General features: G+C 69.7%; 12 protein-coding genes. 1 reads left to right on the forward strand and 11 read right to left on the reverse strand.

The features are described 5' to 3' along the window. Positions 1-3: 3 nt before the first annotated feature. The 3 genes from EV138_RS01560 to priA are packed head-to-tail and all read right to left on the reverse strand — an operon-like array spanning position 4 to position 4261. The gene (locus EV138_RS01560) at positions 4-1203 is read right to left on the reverse strand and encodes a zinc-dependent alcohol dehydrogenase (protein ID WP_133976684.1); all 1200 of its coding nucleotides are present in this window, start codon (positions 1201-1203) and stop codon (positions 4-6) included. After that, entirely contained in the window at positions 1200-3491 is a 2292-nt protein-coding gene (locus tag EV138_RS01565) for an HAD-IB family hydrolase (RefSeq protein WP_133976685.1), read from the reverse strand. The genes EV138_RS01560 and EV138_RS01565 overlap by 4 nt, the downstream gene beginning before the upstream one ends. Beyond that, positions 3488-4261 carry a bifunctional 1-(5-phosphoribosyl)-5-((5-phosphoribosylamino)methylideneamino)imidazole-4-carboxamide isomerase/phosphoribosylanthranilate isomerase PriA gene (priA, locus tag EV138_RS01570; RefSeq protein WP_133976686.1) on the reverse strand — a complete coding sequence of 258 codons (774 nt, stop codon included), beginning with the start codon at positions 4259-4261 and terminating at the stop codon, positions 3488-3490. Before priA ends, EV138_RS01565 begins: the two co-directional genes overlap by 4 nt. A gap of 135 nt (positions 4262-4396) precedes the next feature. Here priA and EV138_RS01575 point away from each other — a divergent pair, with 135 nt between their 5' ends. Further along, positions 4397-5527, forward strand: coding sequence for a cytochrome P450 (locus EV138_RS01575; RefSeq protein ID WP_133976687.1), 1131 nt, complete (start codon positions 4397-4399; stop codon positions 5525-5527). On the opposite strand, the gene EV138_RS01580 is transcribed toward EV138_RS01575, so the two are convergent. The 8 genes from EV138_RS01580 to EV138_RS01615 all read right to left on the reverse strand — a co-directional run bounded on the left by EV138_RS01580 (position 5514) and on the right by EV138_RS01615 (position 15680). Continuing rightward, complete coding sequence (locus tag EV138_RS01580; protein ID WP_166678464.1) at positions 5514-6272, reverse strand: class I SAM-dependent methyltransferase; 759 nt, start codon at positions 6270-6272, stop codon at positions 5514-5516. The genes EV138_RS01575 and EV138_RS01580 overlap by 14 nt on opposite strands. 17 nt (positions 6273-6289) lie before the next feature. Further along, positions 6290-9358: an AfsR/SARP family transcriptional regulator gene (locus tag EV138_RS01585; protein WP_133976688.1), complete on the reverse strand. Its 3069-nt coding sequence runs from the start codon at positions 9356-9358 to the stop codon at positions 6290-6292. Positions 9359-9454: 96 nt separating this feature from the next. Next, positions 9455-10231 carry a sulfite exporter TauE/SafE family protein gene (locus EV138_RS01590; protein ID WP_133976689.1) on the reverse strand — a complete coding sequence of 259 codons (777 nt, stop codon included), beginning with the start codon at positions 10229-10231 and terminating at the stop codon, positions 9455-9457. Positions 10232-10325: 94 nt separating this feature from the next. Further along, positions 10326-10886: a hypothetical protein gene (locus tag EV138_RS01595; protein ID WP_133976690.1), complete on the reverse strand. Its 561-nt coding sequence runs from the start codon at positions 10884-10886 to the stop codon at positions 10326-10328. A 263-nt stretch (positions 10887-11149) separates the two neighbouring features. Then, complete coding sequence (locus tag EV138_RS01600) at positions 11150-12913, reverse strand: proline--tRNA ligase (RefSeq protein WP_166678465.1); 1764 nt, start codon at positions 12911-12913, stop codon at positions 11150-11152. Between the two features lie 114 nt (positions 12914-13027). Then, positions 13028-13399, reverse strand: a complete 372-nt coding sequence (locus EV138_RS01605) for a DoxX family protein (RefSeq protein ID WP_133976691.1) — start codon at positions 13397-13399, stop codon at positions 13028-13030. A 9-nt stretch (positions 13400-13408) separates the two neighbouring features. Next, positions 13409-14770: a M14 family zinc carboxypeptidase gene (locus EV138_RS01610; RefSeq protein WP_238157901.1), complete on the reverse strand. Its 1362-nt coding sequence runs from the start codon at positions 14768-14770 to the stop codon at positions 13409-13411. 85 nt (positions 14771-14855) lie between these two features. Beyond that, the gene (locus tag EV138_RS01615) at positions 14856-15680 is read right to left on the reverse strand and encodes a GNAT family N-acetyltransferase (protein WP_112240739.1); all 825 of its coding nucleotides are present in this window, start codon (positions 15678-15680) and stop codon (positions 14856-14858) included. Positions 15681-15701 lie beyond the last annotated feature (21 nt).

Genomic DNA, 15701 nt, shown 5'->3' on the forward strand with positions numbered 1-15701 from the left:
CCCTCATGAGGCCCTCACATCGAATGCGACCTTGACGGTTCCCAACCGGCCGGCGGACTGGGCGTGGTCCAGCGCCTCACGCCACCGGTACAGCGGATAACGTGCCCCGACGATCCCGTCCAGCGGGGCCTTCGCGGCGATCTCCAGCGCCGTCTCGAAGGCGGGCCGGTCGTTCGGCTCGCCCCGCGAGGACGCGTACGTGCCGGTCAGCTCCAGTTCGCGGAACCACACCGGCGACAGGTCGGCACCGGTGGACGGCATGCCCGCGAGGACGACCCGGCCACCGGCCTTGGTCACCCGGAGCACGGTGTCGATCGACTCCTTGCTGCCGACGGCGTCGACGGCGACGTCGACCCCGCCGAGCAGGAACTCCTTGGCGTTCATCTCCGGCTTGAGCCGGAACGCGCCGGTGGCCCGGCGCACGCCGCGGAAGACCTCGTCGGGCGCGACCACGTCGCTGGCGCCGAACGCCCGGGCGAGCTCGCGCTGACGGGCGTGCTTGGCGACGACAGTGATCCGGCCGGCCTGGGTCAGCTCACGCAAGGCCAGCGTCGCGAACAGCCCGACCGCGCCGGCCCCACTGACCAGAACGGACTGACCCGGCTCGATCTTGGCCCGCAGCGCCGTGTGCACAGCCCCCGCGAGCGGCTCGGTCAGCACCGCTCGCTCGTCCGAAAGACCGTCCGGTACGGCGTACAGCTGGCTGCGGTGGGCGACCATCACGTTGCCCCAGCCGCCACCGGTGTCGGAGCAGAAGCCGGTCTGGAGTCCGGGTGCGACGTGGCCGACGGTGATGCGGTCGCAGAGGTTGGTGTGGCCGGAGGCGCAGCCGTCACAGGGCTCGACACCGCGAGCCGCGCAGGTGAGCACCGAATCCATCACGACCCGGGTGCCCTTCGGCAGGTCCTCGCAGTCGTCGAGCAGCTCGCCGACGATCTCGTGGCCCGGGACGAACGGCAGCGACACCAGCGCCGAGAAGTACAGCTTGGTGTGGCCGGTGACCATGCCGAGGTCGGAGCCGCAGATGCCGGACAGGATCGGGCGGATCCGTGCCCAGCCGTCCTTGTCGGCCTTCGGCTCGTTGATCGTGACCAGCCGGAGCGGGGCCGCCGGACCGGTCAGCAGCGAGGGAATGCGGCTCCCCATCGCCTTCGCGGCCAGGAACTTGGCCGGCGAGCGGTACATCTCCAGTGCGAGCATCATCGGGCGTTCACCCCGGGAATCTCCAGACGCGATGAGGTGGCGGGCGTCTTCCAGTCGACGATCTGCCAGCGCGCGGCCCGGGCGGCCCGGAACAGCGAGACGTCCGGCGACACCGCGACCGGGTTGCCGACCGTGGTCAGCATCGGCAGGTCCGAGTGGCTGTCGGCGTACGCGTAGGACTTGGACAGGTCGATGTTCGTACCGCGGGCGCGGTGCTTGATCCACGCGGCCCGGGACTCACCGACCAGCGGCGGCCCGGTCAGGAAGCCGGTGCAGCGACCGCGGTCGTCGACGGCCAGTTCGGCCGCGACGATCTCGTCGAACAACGGCTCCAGCGGCCTGGTCAGCGGCCGGACCGCGCCGGTGATCAGGATCGTCCGGTGCCCGGCCGCCTTGTGCTCGCGGATCCGGCGGACGGCCGCGCCGCTGAGGCGTTCCAGCACGTGCTCGGCCAGCACCTCGTCGACGATCCGGTTCAGCTCTTCCAGGTCGGCGCCCTCGTAGCGGCGGTAGATCGTGCGCAGGAAGGTGCCGCGGTCCTTGCGTTCGGCCGAGATCAGCTTCGGCAGCTTGCGCAGCATCGCGCCGATCTCACCGACCCGCTGGTGACTGTCCAGCTCGGGCAGCCGCATCCACAGGTAGGTCTCGATCACGTTCGACGACAGCAGCGTGCCGTCCATGTCGAACGCGGCGATGATCTCGGCATCGTCGGACGGCGTCACCTTCTTCAGCACACCCGCGGACTCGGCCAGCGCCTTGTTCCGCTTCTTCCGTACGACGTCCAGCCGGCGCAGCGAGTCGGTCACGCTCGGGCAGTGCACCTCTTGGAGGTAGTGCTGCCAGTCGACGATCGAGGTGTCGCACCAGAACTTCTCCCGGTCGTCACCTTCGAGCGCGTTGTGCAGTGCGAGCACGTTGTCGTCGATGAACTGCAGTTCGGCCTGCGCGTACTCGGCGTACAGGTCCATGTAGCGGCGCAGGAAGTCGAGTCGCCGCTTCTGCACGTCGAGTTCGCGCGCGTACTTGCGGGTCCGCTCGCTGCGCGGCACGTGCGTGATGATCTGGTCGGCGATCTTGTGCGCCTTCTCGCCGTACCGCAGCATGCTCTCGACCGAGTCGCCGCCGGGGAACTTCCACACCGGCAGCCGGACCGCGCCGCGCTCACCCAGGTCGAAGGGGTGCTTGGAGAAGTACGCCCGCACACCGGCGTACAACTGCTCGAAGGTCAGCGGGTTCCGGGCACCGGAGCTGACGTGGTAGTACTCCGGTTTGTTCAGCTCGGGCTCGGTCGCCATCACCGCGCAGATCGCGCCGACCACGTGGTCGACCGGGATGATCTCGACGACGGAGTCGGGGCTGGCCGGGAACTCCGGCAGCTCACCGCGGCCGTAGGCCAGGATCAGCGGCTCGGCCATCTTGAAGCCCTCGATCCAGCCCGGGTGCGGACTCTGCACCGCGGACTCGATGATCGCCGGCCGGACGATCGAGGTCGGCAGCTTCGCGGCGAACTCCTCCACCACCCGCTCGCCGAGCGCCTTGGTGAACGTATAGCAGTCGGTCCAGCCGAGGCTGCGGGCACGCTCGGTCCCGGTCTCGACCAGCTTCTTCGCGACCCATTCGGTCCGGCGGCGCTCGGTGTCGGCCGCCGCGGTGAGGTGACCGGCCCGGCGGTGCAGCTTCTCCGACTCCTTGCGGAACTTCACCAGCATGGCCGAACTGCGCGACGCCTCCTCGATCCGGGCCTTCATCGCCATCCCGGCCTCGGCCTCGGTCCGCCAGTCGACGTTGTGCTCGACCGGCGCCTCGGGGATCGCGCCCCGGCGACGGCCGGCGGTGTAGGCGGTGGAGATGTGCACGTAGTGCACCGGGCGCTCGGTCTCGACAATGCGCTCGAGCAAGCTCTTCGTGCCGAGCACGTTGGTCGTGAACGCCTCGTGGATCGGCGGGTCGAAGCTGACGTCACCGGCACAGTGCACGACGATGTCGAGGTCCCGCGGCAACGCCGGTACGTCGGACAGGTCGCCCTCGACGACCTCGACCCGGGCGGCGGTGAGCGCGTCCGCGTCGGCGTACGGGGTGCCCTCGCCGTAGAACGGCTTGAAGATGTCCTTCTTCAGCATCTGCGCCATCCGCGCGGTGCCGGTGAGCGACCCCTTCGGCCGGATGATCGCGACCACGGTGGTGTCCGGGAGATCGCCGATCATCCGGTGCAGCAGGGCCTCACCGACGAATCCGGTGACGCCGGTGACCAGGACCTTCTTGCCTGCCAGCTTGTCGGCAAGACTCACTTGTCGCCTCCACGGGTGAGTTCGAGCGCCTCGGTCAGGGTGAACGCGCCGGCGTACAGGGCCTTGCCGACGATGACGCCTTCGACGCCGTCGCTCACCAGCGTGCTCAGGGCGCGTAGGTCGTCCAGGCTCGAGACGCCGCCGGACGCGACGATCGGCTTCTCGGTGCGCGCGCACAGATCGCGGTACAGGTCCAGGTTGGGCCCCTGGAGCATGCCGTCCTTGGTCACGTCGGTGACGACGTACCGCTCGCAGCCGGCCCGTTCGAGCCGCTCGAGCACCTCGTAGAGGTCGCCGCCCTCCTTGGTCCAGCCGCGCGCGGCCAGCGTGCGGCCGCGCACGTCGAGCCCGATCGCGACCCGGTCGCCGTACTGCTGCACGATCCGGTCGCACCACTCGGGGTTCTCCAGGGCGGCGGTGCCGATGTTGACCCGGCGGGCCCCGGTGGCCAGCGCGGCCTCCAGGGACTCGTCGTCGCGGATCCCCCCGGACAACTCGACCTGTACGTCGAGCTTGCCGGTCACGTCGGCGAGCAGTTCACGGTTGCTGCCCCGGCCGAAGGCGGCGTCCAGGTCGACCAGATGGATCCAGTCGGCGCCGGCCTCCTGCCACGCCATCGCGGCGGCCAGCGGGTCGCCGTACGAGGTCTCGCTGCCCGCCTCGCCCTGCACCAGCCGGACAGCCTGCCCGTCCGCCACATCCACGGCAGGGAGCAGCACCAGGTTCCCCGACCGGGGCGGTGGGGTGGGGGACGAATCCAACGCAGACATGGCCCACACCCTAGATGCCTGGACTGGAGGTTTCGTAACCAGATGCCCCGCTGAGTCGTTACCATCCGATCTGTCGCAGCAATACCAGTAACGGCTCTGGTCTTATCGTTGAGCGGACCACTTAGGCTTCTCGATATGACCACTCTGGCCGAACTCGAAGCCGATCCGCATCCCGCATTGGCGCGGCTCCGGCCGGTGGGCTGGGTCGACGCGCTCGGCGGGTGGGTGGTGGCGAGCCGCGAGCTGGCGATGCGGGTGATGCGGGATCCCGAGACGTTCACGGTCGACGACCCGCGGTTCTCGACGGCCCAGGTGGTGGGGCCGTCGATGCTCTCGCTGGACGGAGTGGCGCACAGCCGGCATCGCGAGCCGTTCGAGGCGCCGTTCGGGCTGGCGCAGACGCGGGAGCGGTTCACCTCCTTCGTCGTCGACGAGGTCGATCGGCTGGTGAGTGCGATCGAGCCGCTCGGCGAAGCCGACCTCCGGCGTACGGTCGCGGGGCCGTTGTCGGTCGCGGTGGTGGCTTACTCGCTCGGGCTGGCGCCGACGTCGGCGGCGACCGTGCTGGAGTGGTACGACGCGATCTCGTCGTCGGTCAGCGGGGTCGCTGCCGGACGGCCGGTGACGCAGGAGGGCGCCGCGGCCTTCGCCCTGCTCCACAAACATGTTGCCGGGGGCATCGATCAGGGCGACTCGCTGATCGCCGAGGCGGCCCGGGCCGGGCTCGGAATCGACGAGGTGGTCGCGAACGCGGCGGTCCTGATGTTCGGCGGCATCGAGACGACCGAAGGCTCGATCACCAACGCGCTGTGGCATCTGCTCACCAATCCGGCGGAGCTGTCCCAGGTGCTGGCAGATCTCTCCCTGCTTCCCAACGCCCTGGAGGAATCGCTCCGGCTCGAACCCGCCGCGGCCGTGGTGGACCGCTACGCCACTCGCGACGTCGTCCTCGCCCCCGACGCCGAGATCCGCCGCGGCGACCTGGTGATCGTGTCCCTGGCCGGCGCCAACCGGGATCCGGCGGTCTTCCCCGAGCCCGACCGGTACGACCTACGCCGCCCGAACGCCCGGCGGCATCTCGCCTTCGCGAGCGGTCCACACATCTGCCTCGGCATGCACCTGACCAGACTCGAAGCCTTGACCGCCGTGAATGCCTTGCTCACCAGGCTTCCTGGCCTCCGGCTGAGCCCGGCCTCTCCCCCACCGCGCGGGCTGGTCTTCCGCAAACCGTCGGCGGTCCAGGTGACCTGGGCTAAGGCCGGTTGAGCACCAGAAGCGCCGCCGGGACAGGCGGCAACTCACGGTCGGGATCGGCTGCCGCGGCCTGCTCGAAAGCGCTGAAGCCGGACTCGATCTCGTCGGGCGGGAGGTGCTCGAACGTGGAGTAGGCGCGATGCTTCACCCGCTCGTACGACGCTCGCAACGTGCCCGGGGTCTCGGCCTGGACCCACCTCGGTTCGGCCGCGGGCACCAGTCCCGCCTCGGCCGCCAGCGCGCGGACCTCCTCGAGCGACAGATACATCGCGGCGTCGACACGGCGAGCGGACGGGAAATACCGGTACCAGTGCAACTCCGGCATCCGGTCGCTGAACTGGCTCCGCAGCAGCACCACTCCACCGGGCCGGAGAACGCGGGCGACCTCCCGCAGTGCACGGACCTTGTCGGAGAAGTGGTGGAAAGACAAGAACAGCAGGGCCAGATCGCAGGAGGCGTCCGGGAGTGGGATCGCCTCGGCCGAGCCGTCGAGGTAGGTCACGTTCGGATGCGAGGCGGTGGTGGTGGCGATCTCGCGCATCCGGGCGGACGGCTCCACGCCGTACACAGGTCCGCCGAAGGTGTCCGCGAGGGCCGGTGTGAATCGTCCGATCCCGCTGCCGAGGTCCAGCACGGACAACGGCCGCGCGGCCGGGACCTCCGCGGCCAACGCTCCCATCCACGCGTCCAGGCTGCTCGGTTCCAACGCCCGTCCTGCGGCATACACCCGGTGCAGCCGGTCGTCGTAGTCCACCATGCCCAGACGATAGACGGTCAGCGGTTGACCGCGACCGGTGGCCGGTAGCCGGTGCCGGCCTGGATGGTCGCGGCTTCGGCCGCCCATCGTTCCGCGTCATCCGCCCGGCCCGCCTGGCGTCCGGCCTCGGCCAGCAGCAGGAGCGCTCGGCATTCGACGATCCGCTGGCGCAGTTGCCCGGCGAGTTCCCGGGCCTGCTGTCCCAGGTCGAACGCCTCGGCCAACTCCTTCCGGGCGAGCGCTACCGCCGCCAGACCAAGCAACGCCTCGGCCTCCCGCGCCCGATGACCAAGCCGTACTGCGATGTCGCGCGCCTCGGCGTGATGCCGCGCGGCTTCGTCCCACCGACCCTGACGGCCGCGGATGATGCCGAGCACGTTGAGCGCCGATGCCTCGTGGAACTCCAGCCCGTCCCGATGACTGATCGTCACCCCCGCCTCTGCGTGCGCCATCGCCTCGTCGTACCGGCCCAGATCGGCGTACAGCAAGGCGGTCTCGTACTGTCCCGGCGCCGACGGCCGCTCCTCCATCGCCAGAGCCGTCGTCATGTCGGCCTCCGCGCGATCCCACTGCCCCAGCAGCCGGTACGCCGCTCCCCGATTGAGCAACCCGACGACGCCCGCGTAACCGTCCGGCGCGATCTCGAGTGCTTCCGAGGCAGCCGCGACGGCCGCATCCAGGTCACCGAGGTTGTGCGAAACGTTGCTCAGGCTGTGCAGGGCCGGCCACAGACTGCCGATCCGGCCGAGCGCGCGGAAGGCGCGGATCCCCCGCATCAGGAACTCGGCGGCCTGCACCGACTCGCCGTGGTCGTCGTAGGCCATCCCGAGGTTGCACAGCAGCGCTGCCTCGCCCAGACCGAAGCCGGCCTCGGCATAGGCCTCACAGGCGGCGGCCGATTCGGTGATCGCCACCTCCACCTCGCCGACGGTGAAAGCCAGCGCACCAAGGCTGTGCCGCATCGCGCCTTCGCCGTCGCGATCGCCGGCCGCCCGCGCGGCACGCAGTCCGGCTGTCGCGGCCTGCCGCCAGGGGCCGACCCGATCGTTGATGGAGAAGTAGTGCCGCAGTACGTCGGCCAGCCGCCACGCGACGCCGTACGGGCCGGAGTCGGCGGCCTTGGAGACGCAGGCGACCAGGTTCTGCTCCTCGGCCTCGAGCCAGGCGCCGGCCTGGGCCGCGTCGGTGAACGGGTTCTCGTCGAAGACGCGCTCGGTGAGCCGGACGAGCGGGCTGTACTCGAAGTCGGTGGCCGCGTCGGTCGTGCGCAGGTACCAGTCGATCAGCCGTTGCCAGGCCGCGTCGGCGCCGGGCTCCACCTCGGCACGGCCGGCGGCGTACAGGCGGATCAGGTCGTGCATGCGATAGCGACTGCGCTCGCGCTGCAGAAGGTTGCCTGCGGCAAGTGTCTCCAGGAGCGGCCCCACCTCCCGCGGCGAGCCGTCGAACAGTGCCGCGGCACCTGGAACACTCAGATCGCCGCCAGGAACCACACCCAGCAAGGCGAACAGCCGCCTGGCCTGGGGTTGCAACGCCTCGTAGGACAAGGCGAAGGTGGCCGCGACCGCGGTATCCGGCTCGTCGCCGATCGCCAACCCTGCCAGCCGGTCACCCGCCCGGAGCTCTTCGACGTAGCCCGCGATCGACTGATCGGGGCGCCCGGAGAGCAGACCTGCGGCGATCCGCAGGGCGAGCGGGAGACGATCGCAGACCTCCGCCAGTTCCGCGGCGGCCGACGGCTCGGCCGCGACTCGCTCGGCTCCGAGCATGCCGGCCAGCAGATCGAGCGCCTCGGCCGGATCGAGCATCGTCAGCCGGGTCCCCCGCGCGCCGACCGAGACCGACAGACCGGCCAACTCGTTGCGGCTCGTCACCAGGACCGCGTTTCCCGCCGTCCCCGGAAGCAGCGGCTTCACCTGCCGCGCGTCCCGGGCGTCGTCCAGCAGCAGCAGGACTCGGCGGTCTGCCAGCGTGGATCGCAACAGCGCGGCGCGCCGGTCGAGGTCGGCCGGCAGGTCGTGCGGGTCGACGCCGGCCAAGCTGAGCAGTTCACCGAGGACCTCCAGTGGCTCCCTCGGCGAGTTGCCGGCACCCGCCAGCCGGACATGCCACTGCCCGTCGGGGAACCGACCTCGCAGCCGGTGACCGAGGTGGACCGCCAGCGCCGACTTCCCGACCCCCGGCGCGCCCGAGATGGTGACGACCGGCATCGCCGAGGTCTCCGACAGGCGCTCGGTGATCTCGGTGATCACCTCCGAGCGACCGACGAAGTCGCTCAGGTCCATCGGCAGCTGGGCATGCCTGGCCCAGTTGTCGGCCGGCTCCTCGATCGGGTCAGTTGCCGGGGTCTGGGTGGGCACGTCGCCGGTCAGGATCGCCTGGTGGAGCTGGCGAACCTCGGTACCGGGGTCGACCCCGAGCTCCTCGGCGAGCAGGGCCGCCAACCGCCGGTACGCCGCGAGCGCGTCGGCCTGCCGACCTCCGCGGTACAGGGCGAGCATCAGCTGCGACCAGAAGCGTTCCCGCAGGGGGTGTTCCCTGGTGAGTCCGGTCAGCTCCGCGACGACCGCCGAGTGGTCGCCGATCGCGAGGCGGGCGTCGACCAGTCGCTCGATCGCCTGCAGGCGTTCCTCGATCAGCCACGGCCTGCCTTCGAGCGACTCGGTGCCGAGGCCGGTCAGCGGAACGTCCTGCCACAGGTCGAGCGCCTCGCCGAGGAGGTGGGCCTGCTGGCGCGGGTCGTCAGCCGCGCCGGCCCGCTCCACCAGGGCGCGGAACTTCGCGAGGTCGAGTTGGTCCGGTTCGAGCTCGATCAGGTAGCCGCCGGGAACCGTACGGATCAGGTCGCCGACCGGGCCGAGGGCCGCCCGCAGCCGGGAGACGGAGGTGTGCAGCGCGCGTTCGGGGCCGGCCGGTGGTTCACCGGCCCAGCTGGCCTGGATCAGCTGCCCCGGCGGCACCACCCGGTTCGCGTTGATCAGCAGTTCGGTGAGCAGCACCCGGAGCCGCTTGGCCGGTAACGCCAGCACCGAGCCGTCGTGGCGCACCTCGGTCGGCCCGAGGACCCGAAATCGCAGGCCTTCCATGTCCGTCGCCCCACCCGCCTCTCACTCGTCACAGCGGGCCAACCGTACTCGGGCGCGCAACGGCGGCCACCCGGGCGGGTGCGAACCTGAGACGGGTCAGGCGAAGAAGACGTCGTACGCGAGCCGGAGGATCAGGGCGGCGACGACGACCAGGAAGACGATCCGGACGAACCGGCTGCCCCTGGCCACGGCGGTCCGGGCGCCGAGCAGGCCGCCGAGCAGATTCGCCAGGCCCATGATGAGTCCGAGGCGCCACAGCGGCGCGCCGTGCAGGGCGAAGACGACGATGGCGCCGAGGTTGGTGGCGACGTTCGCGATCTTCGCCTTGGCGCTGGCCCGGAGGAAGTTGTAGCCCATCAGCCCGACCAGCGCGAAGATCAGGAACGAGCCGGTGCCCGGCCCGACCGCACCGTCGTAGAACCCGATCAGGGCACCGACCAGACCGGCCGCTACGTAATGGCTGTGTCCGTCGAATCGCAGGATGGTCGCCGAGCCGAGGTCGGGCTTCAGCCAGGTGTAGATCGCCACCCCGATCAGCAGCACCAGCACGATCGGCTTGAACCACGCCATCGGAATGTGTGTCGCGACCAGCGCTCCCCCGGCCGCGGCCAGCCCGGCCAGTCCCGCCAGCGGCAGCACCGTACGCCGGTCCGGCTTCACCTTGATGCCGTAGGTGATCGCGCTCGTCGTCGTACCGAACAGCGAGGAGATCTTGTTGGTGGACAGGATCTGCGCGGGCGAGGCGTTCGGCAGGCCGAGCAGCATCGCGGGCAACTGGATCAGCCCACCACCGCCGACCACCGCATCGATCCAGCCGGCCGAGAAGGCCGCGACCACCAGGAAGACGACGGTCCAGAGCGAGACATCAGGCACGGGACGACCACACGGATCGGGCGGAACTGGGCATGGCCACCATGCTCAGGTAAGGCCATGCTCCAGCTCAACCCTTACATCACCGATCGGTCGGTCAGGGCCTCGGCGTACAGCCGCCGGCGGTGCTGGTGATGCATTCGCTGAAGAACGGCGCGGTGATGATGGCGTCCAGCGAGCCGTAGGTCTTGATGTACCTGCCGGTGCACTTCGGCGTCATCTGGTACTGGTAGATGGCGTAGCGGTGGTACTCCGCCTTGGCCTCCACGTAGCCGTACCGCTTGCCCGGCACGTTCATGGGGTCCGTCACCGTCGTGCCCCTGGCGATCGACGTGGTGACGTCGCGGCCGATCTTCGCCTCGACCTTCGCGATCCCCCAGCCCACACTGCCACCGGCCGACGCCGACCAGGTCGTCGACTTGGTGGAGGTGGTCGACAGGGTGAAGGTCAGGGCCGCCGTACTGCTGCTCGCGTTGTACTTCCCGGCGCGCGTCGCGATCGGCACGTACCAGGTACTGCCCAACGGCTCGACGACGTCATAGTTGAAGATGTCGCACCCCGCCATCGCCGGCCCCGAGCTCGCCACGAACGCCGTCAGGCTGCCGGCCAACACCGTCAGCGTCATCGCCGCCGCGCGGCCCTTGGATCCGATTCTCATTGCGCATCCTTTCCCCAGGAGCGGTGGGGGACCACCGCCTGCGAAAGATGCTGTCAGCAACGATCTGGAGGCACCAGGTACAACCCGTACAGTTCGACCCGTACAACAACCTGTACGGGTAGTTGCCTTGTCAGGAAAGACGAAAGGGACCGGCAAGCTCGTTGCCTGCGGCCCCTTTCATCACCGGACGGTCAGCCTCGTACGGCGCAGACCCCTCACCCGAGTAGGGCGGAGACTCCTCAGCCGCGTACGGCGGAGACCTCTCAGCCGCGTACGGCGGAAACCAGGTGGTCGACGACCTCGGCGAGGGGGACGTCCACCCGGGTGTTCGAGCGCCGGTCCTTCACCTCGACGACACCGTCGGTCAGGCCCTTGCCGACGACCGCGATCGTCGGCACGCCGAGCAGCTCGGCGTCCTTGAACTTCACGCCGGCGGTGACCTTCTCGCGGTCGTCGTACAGCACGGTCAGACCGCGCGCCTCGAGCTCCGCCGCGATCTTGGCCGCGGCCTCGAACGGGGCGGCGTCCTTGCCGGTGGCGACCAGGTGGATGTCGGCCGGCGCGATCTCGCGCGGCCAGATCAGCCCGAGCTCGTCGTGGTTGCCCTCGGCGATCGCGGCCACCGCACGGGTCACGCCGACGCCGTAGGAGCCCATCGTGACGGTGACCAGCTTGCCGTTCTGGTCGAGCACCTTCAGGTCCAGCGCCTCGGCGTACTTCTTGCCGAGCTGGAAGATGTGCCCCATCTCGATGCCACGGGCCGACGCCAGCGGACCGGATCCGTCCGGTGCCTCGTCCCCGTCGCGCACCTCGGCGGCCTGGATCGTGCCGTCGGCGGTGAAGTCGCGACCGTACACCAGGTTGAGCACGTGGAAGCCGGTCTTGTCCGCACCGGTCACCCAGGCCGAACCCTCGGCGACCCGGGGATCGAGCAGGTACCGGATCTTCGAGGTGTTCTCCGACCCGAGCACGCCCGGCCCGATGTAGCCCTTCGCGAGCTCGGGGTGCTTGGCGAAGTCGGCCTCCTCGAAGGCGACCACCTCGGCCGGCTCGACCTGCGCGCCGAGCCGCTTCTCGTCGATGGCGCGGTCGCCGGGGACGCCGATCGCCAGCGGCTCACGGCTGCCGTCGGGGTTCACCAGCATCACCAGCACGTTCTTCAACGTGTCCGCGGCGGTCCACTCGCGACCGTCGGTGCGGGGGTGCTTCGCGTTGAGCGCGTCCACCAGGGTGTCGATGGTCGGGGTGTCCGGGGTGTCGACGACCTCGGCCGCGGGCACACCGGACGCGTCGACCGGCGCGGCCTGCGGCACGACGACAGCCTCGACGTTCGCGGCGTAACCGCCGGGCGACCGGACGAAGGTGTCCTCACCGTTCTCCGCGATCGCCAGGAACTCCTCCGACGCCGAGCCGCCCATCGCGCCCGACATCGCCTTGACGATCACGTAGTCGAACCCGAGCCGGTCGAAGATCGCGATGTAGGCCTTGCGGTGCAGCTCGTACGACGCCTGCAACCCGTCGGCGTCGATGTCGAACGAGTACGAGTCCTTCATCACGAACTCGCGTCCGCGCAGCACACCGGCGCGCGGCCGCGCCTCGTCGCGGTACTTGTTCTGGATCTGGTAGATCGACAGCGGCAGGTCCTTGTACGACGAGTACAGGTCCTTCACCACGAGAGTGAACATCTCCTCGTGGGTCGGCCCGAGCAGCATGTCGGCGCCCTTGCGGTCCTTGAGCCGGAACACGTTCGGCCCGTACTCCGTCCAGCGGCCGGTCGCCTCGTAGGGCTCCCGGGGCAGCAGTGCCGGGAAGACCAGTTCCTGCGCGCCGATCTTGTTCATCTCGTCGCGGACGATGTTCTCGACGTTGCGCAGCACGCGCAGGCCGAGCGGCAGCCAGGTGTAGATCCCGGGCGCGGCCCGGCGGATGTAGCCGGCCCGGACGAGCAGCCGGTGGCTCGGGACCTCCGCGTCCGCCGGGTCCTCGCGAAGGGTGCGGAGGAACAGCGACGACATGCGCAGAATCACGGGAGTCTCCAAGCAGGTGCAGAAAACGGAATACAACTACTGACGGCAAAGAGGATATCCGCCCGCCGCCAGTGCTTTCACCACTTTTCCACAGCCCACGCCCGGCGCTCCCGCTCAGCGGCCCTCGCGCGACGCCTTCAGAGCGGCCCGGATCAACGGAAGCTGCAACGGCAACCGGCCGAACCCGATCGCCTTCGCCCGCGGCGTCCCCACCTTGTTCAGATCGACCGCCATCTGCACATTGGCGGGAAAGACGGCCACCAGCAACGCGGCACTGAGCAATCCGGCCGTACGCCGGGTCCGCGGGTGCGCGAGCCCCGCCGCACAGACCAACTCGGCCACCCCGGAGGCGTAAACGAGTTCCTTCTTCCGCGGCAACTGACGCGGCACGATCCGCTCGAACGGCTCAGGTCTGACGAAATGCAGCACGCCCGACACTCCGAGCAACACAGCCAGCCCGGTCGTGCTCCTGCTCCGACGACTCATACGAGCACCCTAGCTGACCGGGTTACTCGCAGGTAGGGTCCCGTACGGCGAGGCGGCGGCCCTCGCGGCGTACAGGAAGGCGGCCTTGTTCTTGGGCCAGAAGGTGGAGTCCATGCAGGAGTAGGCCGGGAAGAAGCCGCCGCAGGAACCCGAGTCGGGGCCGACCTCGAAGGTGTACGACGGTACGCCGCGGGTCCCGTAGAGCCAGTCGTCGGTGGCACCCGGCGCGAAGTACCCGATCCCGCCGTCGCCGGTACTCACCGGGTAGCCGTTGAACCCACTCATCTTCTTGCCCAAGGCAACCAAAGCGGCCTTGTCCGGCGCGTCCGTGTTGGTGTACCCGTACGGCGCGAGGATGTCGTTGCCGAAACTGTGCAGGGTCAGGAAGACCCCGGTCGTCCCGACCGCGGCCGGCTGATCCACGTCCCCTTTGGTGTCGCGGAAGATCTTGTCCAGCAAGCCCTGGATCGCGATCGTCTCGGGCTCGGACACCGCCTTGGTGCCCGGGTACGTCTCCTCGCAAGGCCCACCTTCGTGGACATCCCACTGGAAGCCGGAGTTGCGATTCAGGTCCACCCCGGCATCGTCGGCCGGGCAGCCACCCGTCGTACTGTCCACGTTCTTCCGTTGCATCACCGGTTGCGACGGCGAGGACGCAACCACGTCCACGCCGTCCGGGTTCGCCATCGGGACCACCCAGAGCTCCCGCGAGTCGACCAGCGAGGTGATCGCGGGATCCTTGCCGTACGACGTGACCAGCAGGTCGATCCAGCGGTACGCGAGTTCGCCGGTCGACAGCTCCCGCGCGTGGATCTGGGCGTGCAGCACGAACTTCGGCTTCTTCCCCGTGCTGTTCAGCGCACAGTCGCCGGTGGCCAACTTGGTGATGCACAAGGCCTGGATGTCGTGCCCACCCTGGCCTTTCGCCTTCTTCCACGAATCCCCGATGTCGTACAGCTTCACCAGGTCCGGATGCGCGGAGGCCACTGCGGCATTGTGCTGCTCGTGGCCGAGCACGTTGTGGTAGCCGCCGTAGTACGTCGTACTGGTGGTGCCGGCGCCGCGTACCAGCGGCTTGTAGACGCTGCCGCTCTTGGCGAGCAGTACGCCGCGGTCGCGCAGGCTCTTGGCTTCCGCAGGGGTCGCGACCACGATCGGGCGGGTGCCGTGGCCGTGACTGATGTCGTAGCCGTCACGGACGAGCTGGGCCATGGTCAGCCCGGTTGGGAGCTTCAGCGTGTAGTACGCCGGGGCGCTGTCGGCCCGGGCCACCGGTTCGCGTGCCGGCGCGGCCGCACTGCCGGGGGCGAACCCGGCGACCGCAACGGCGACTACGGCCAGACCGGCCAAGGACGTGGCGATTCTTCGCAAGGGTGTTTCCTTCCGCTGGGCGGGGCGGCGCTCGATCAGCAAACCCCACCAGCGGTCACCGCACCATCACAGTGAGCGCTCAAGCTCAGAACAGGATGGTCGCGAAGGTCTCGACGGTCCGGAAGCCGACTCGTTCGTACGCCGCTCGCGCCGGCGTGTTGAAGGCGTTCACATAGAGCGTCACGACCGGGGTGAGCTGCCGGGCGAGCTCGACCACCGCCGCCATGCCCGGCGCGGCCAGCCCTTCGCCGCGCCGCTCCGGGTCGACCCAGACGCCCTGGATCTGGCAGACACCGGTTCCGACCGACCCGATCTCGGCCTTGAAGACCACCTTGCCGTCCTCGATCCGCGCGAACGCCCGGCCGGTCCGGATCAGCTCGGCCACCCGGGACCGGTAGAAGGTGCCGTCCGGGCCGGTCTGCGGCGGTACGCCGACCTCCTCGGTGTACATCGCCACACAGGCCGGATAGAGGATCGGCAGTTCCACCGGCTCCACCGCGCGGACCAGCGGGTCGGGGGTGATCACCGGCGGCCCGTCGATCACCATGAACGGCTGGTCGTCGCGGACCTCGCGGGCCGGCCCCCAGTGCGGTTCGAGCGCTTCCCACAACACCTCGACCGCGCGGGCCGGACCGAGGATCTGGAAGCAGTTCCGCCCACGCCGCAACGCATAGGCAGCGAACGCGCGGAGTGCGGCCTCGCCGGCGCCGACCGGGACCATGTTGCCGCCGGCATGGCAGAGCGCCTCGAGCACGCCCTTCTCGACGTACCCCCAGACCTCCGCGCCGCGGCGCGGATCGAGTCCGGACGTCTGCACCAGACTGTCCACGAAGACGTTCACGACCGGATCGCGGGCGATGACGGCCCTCGCTGCTGAGAGGTCGCGAGGACCCAGTACCCGTACGCCCACGGGGCAGAACCTAGCGGATTC

The sequence above is a fragment of the Kribbella voronezhensis genome (genome assembly GCF_004365175.1).
Taxonomy (GTDB): Bacteria; Actinomycetota; Actinomycetes; order Propionibacteriales; family Kribbellaceae; genus Kribbella; species Kribbella voronezhensis.

Bases quoted from the DNA above. Each gene is read 5' to 3' on its own strand.
- EV138_RS01560 (WP_133976684.1), bottom strand. From the start codon at position 1,203: ATGATGCTCGCACTGGAGATGTACCGCTCGCCGGCCAAGTTCCTGGCC.
- priA (WP_133976686.1), bottom strand. From the start codon at position 4,261: ATGTCTGCGTTGGATTCGTCCCCCACCCCACCGCCCCGGTCGGGGAAC.
- EV138_RS01575 (WP_133976687.1), top strand. From the start codon at position 4,397: ATGACCACTCTGGCCGAACTCGAAGCCGATCCGCATCCCGCATTGGCG.
- EV138_RS01580 (WP_166678464.1), bottom strand. From the start codon at position 6,272: ATGGTGGACTACGACGACCGGCTGCACCGGGTGTATGCCGCAGGACGG.
- EV138_RS01585 (WP_133976688.1), bottom strand. From the start codon at position 9,358: ATGGAAGGCCTGCGATTTCGGGTCCTCGGGCCGACCGAGGTGCGCCAC.
- EV138_RS01595 (WP_133976690.1), bottom strand. From the start codon at position 10,886: ATGAGAATCGGATCCAAGGGCCGCGCGGCGGCGATGACGCTGACGGTG.
- EV138_RS01605 (WP_133976691.1), bottom strand. From the start codon at position 13,399: ATGAGTCGTCGGAGCAGGAGCACGACCGGGCTGGCTGTGTTGCTCGGA.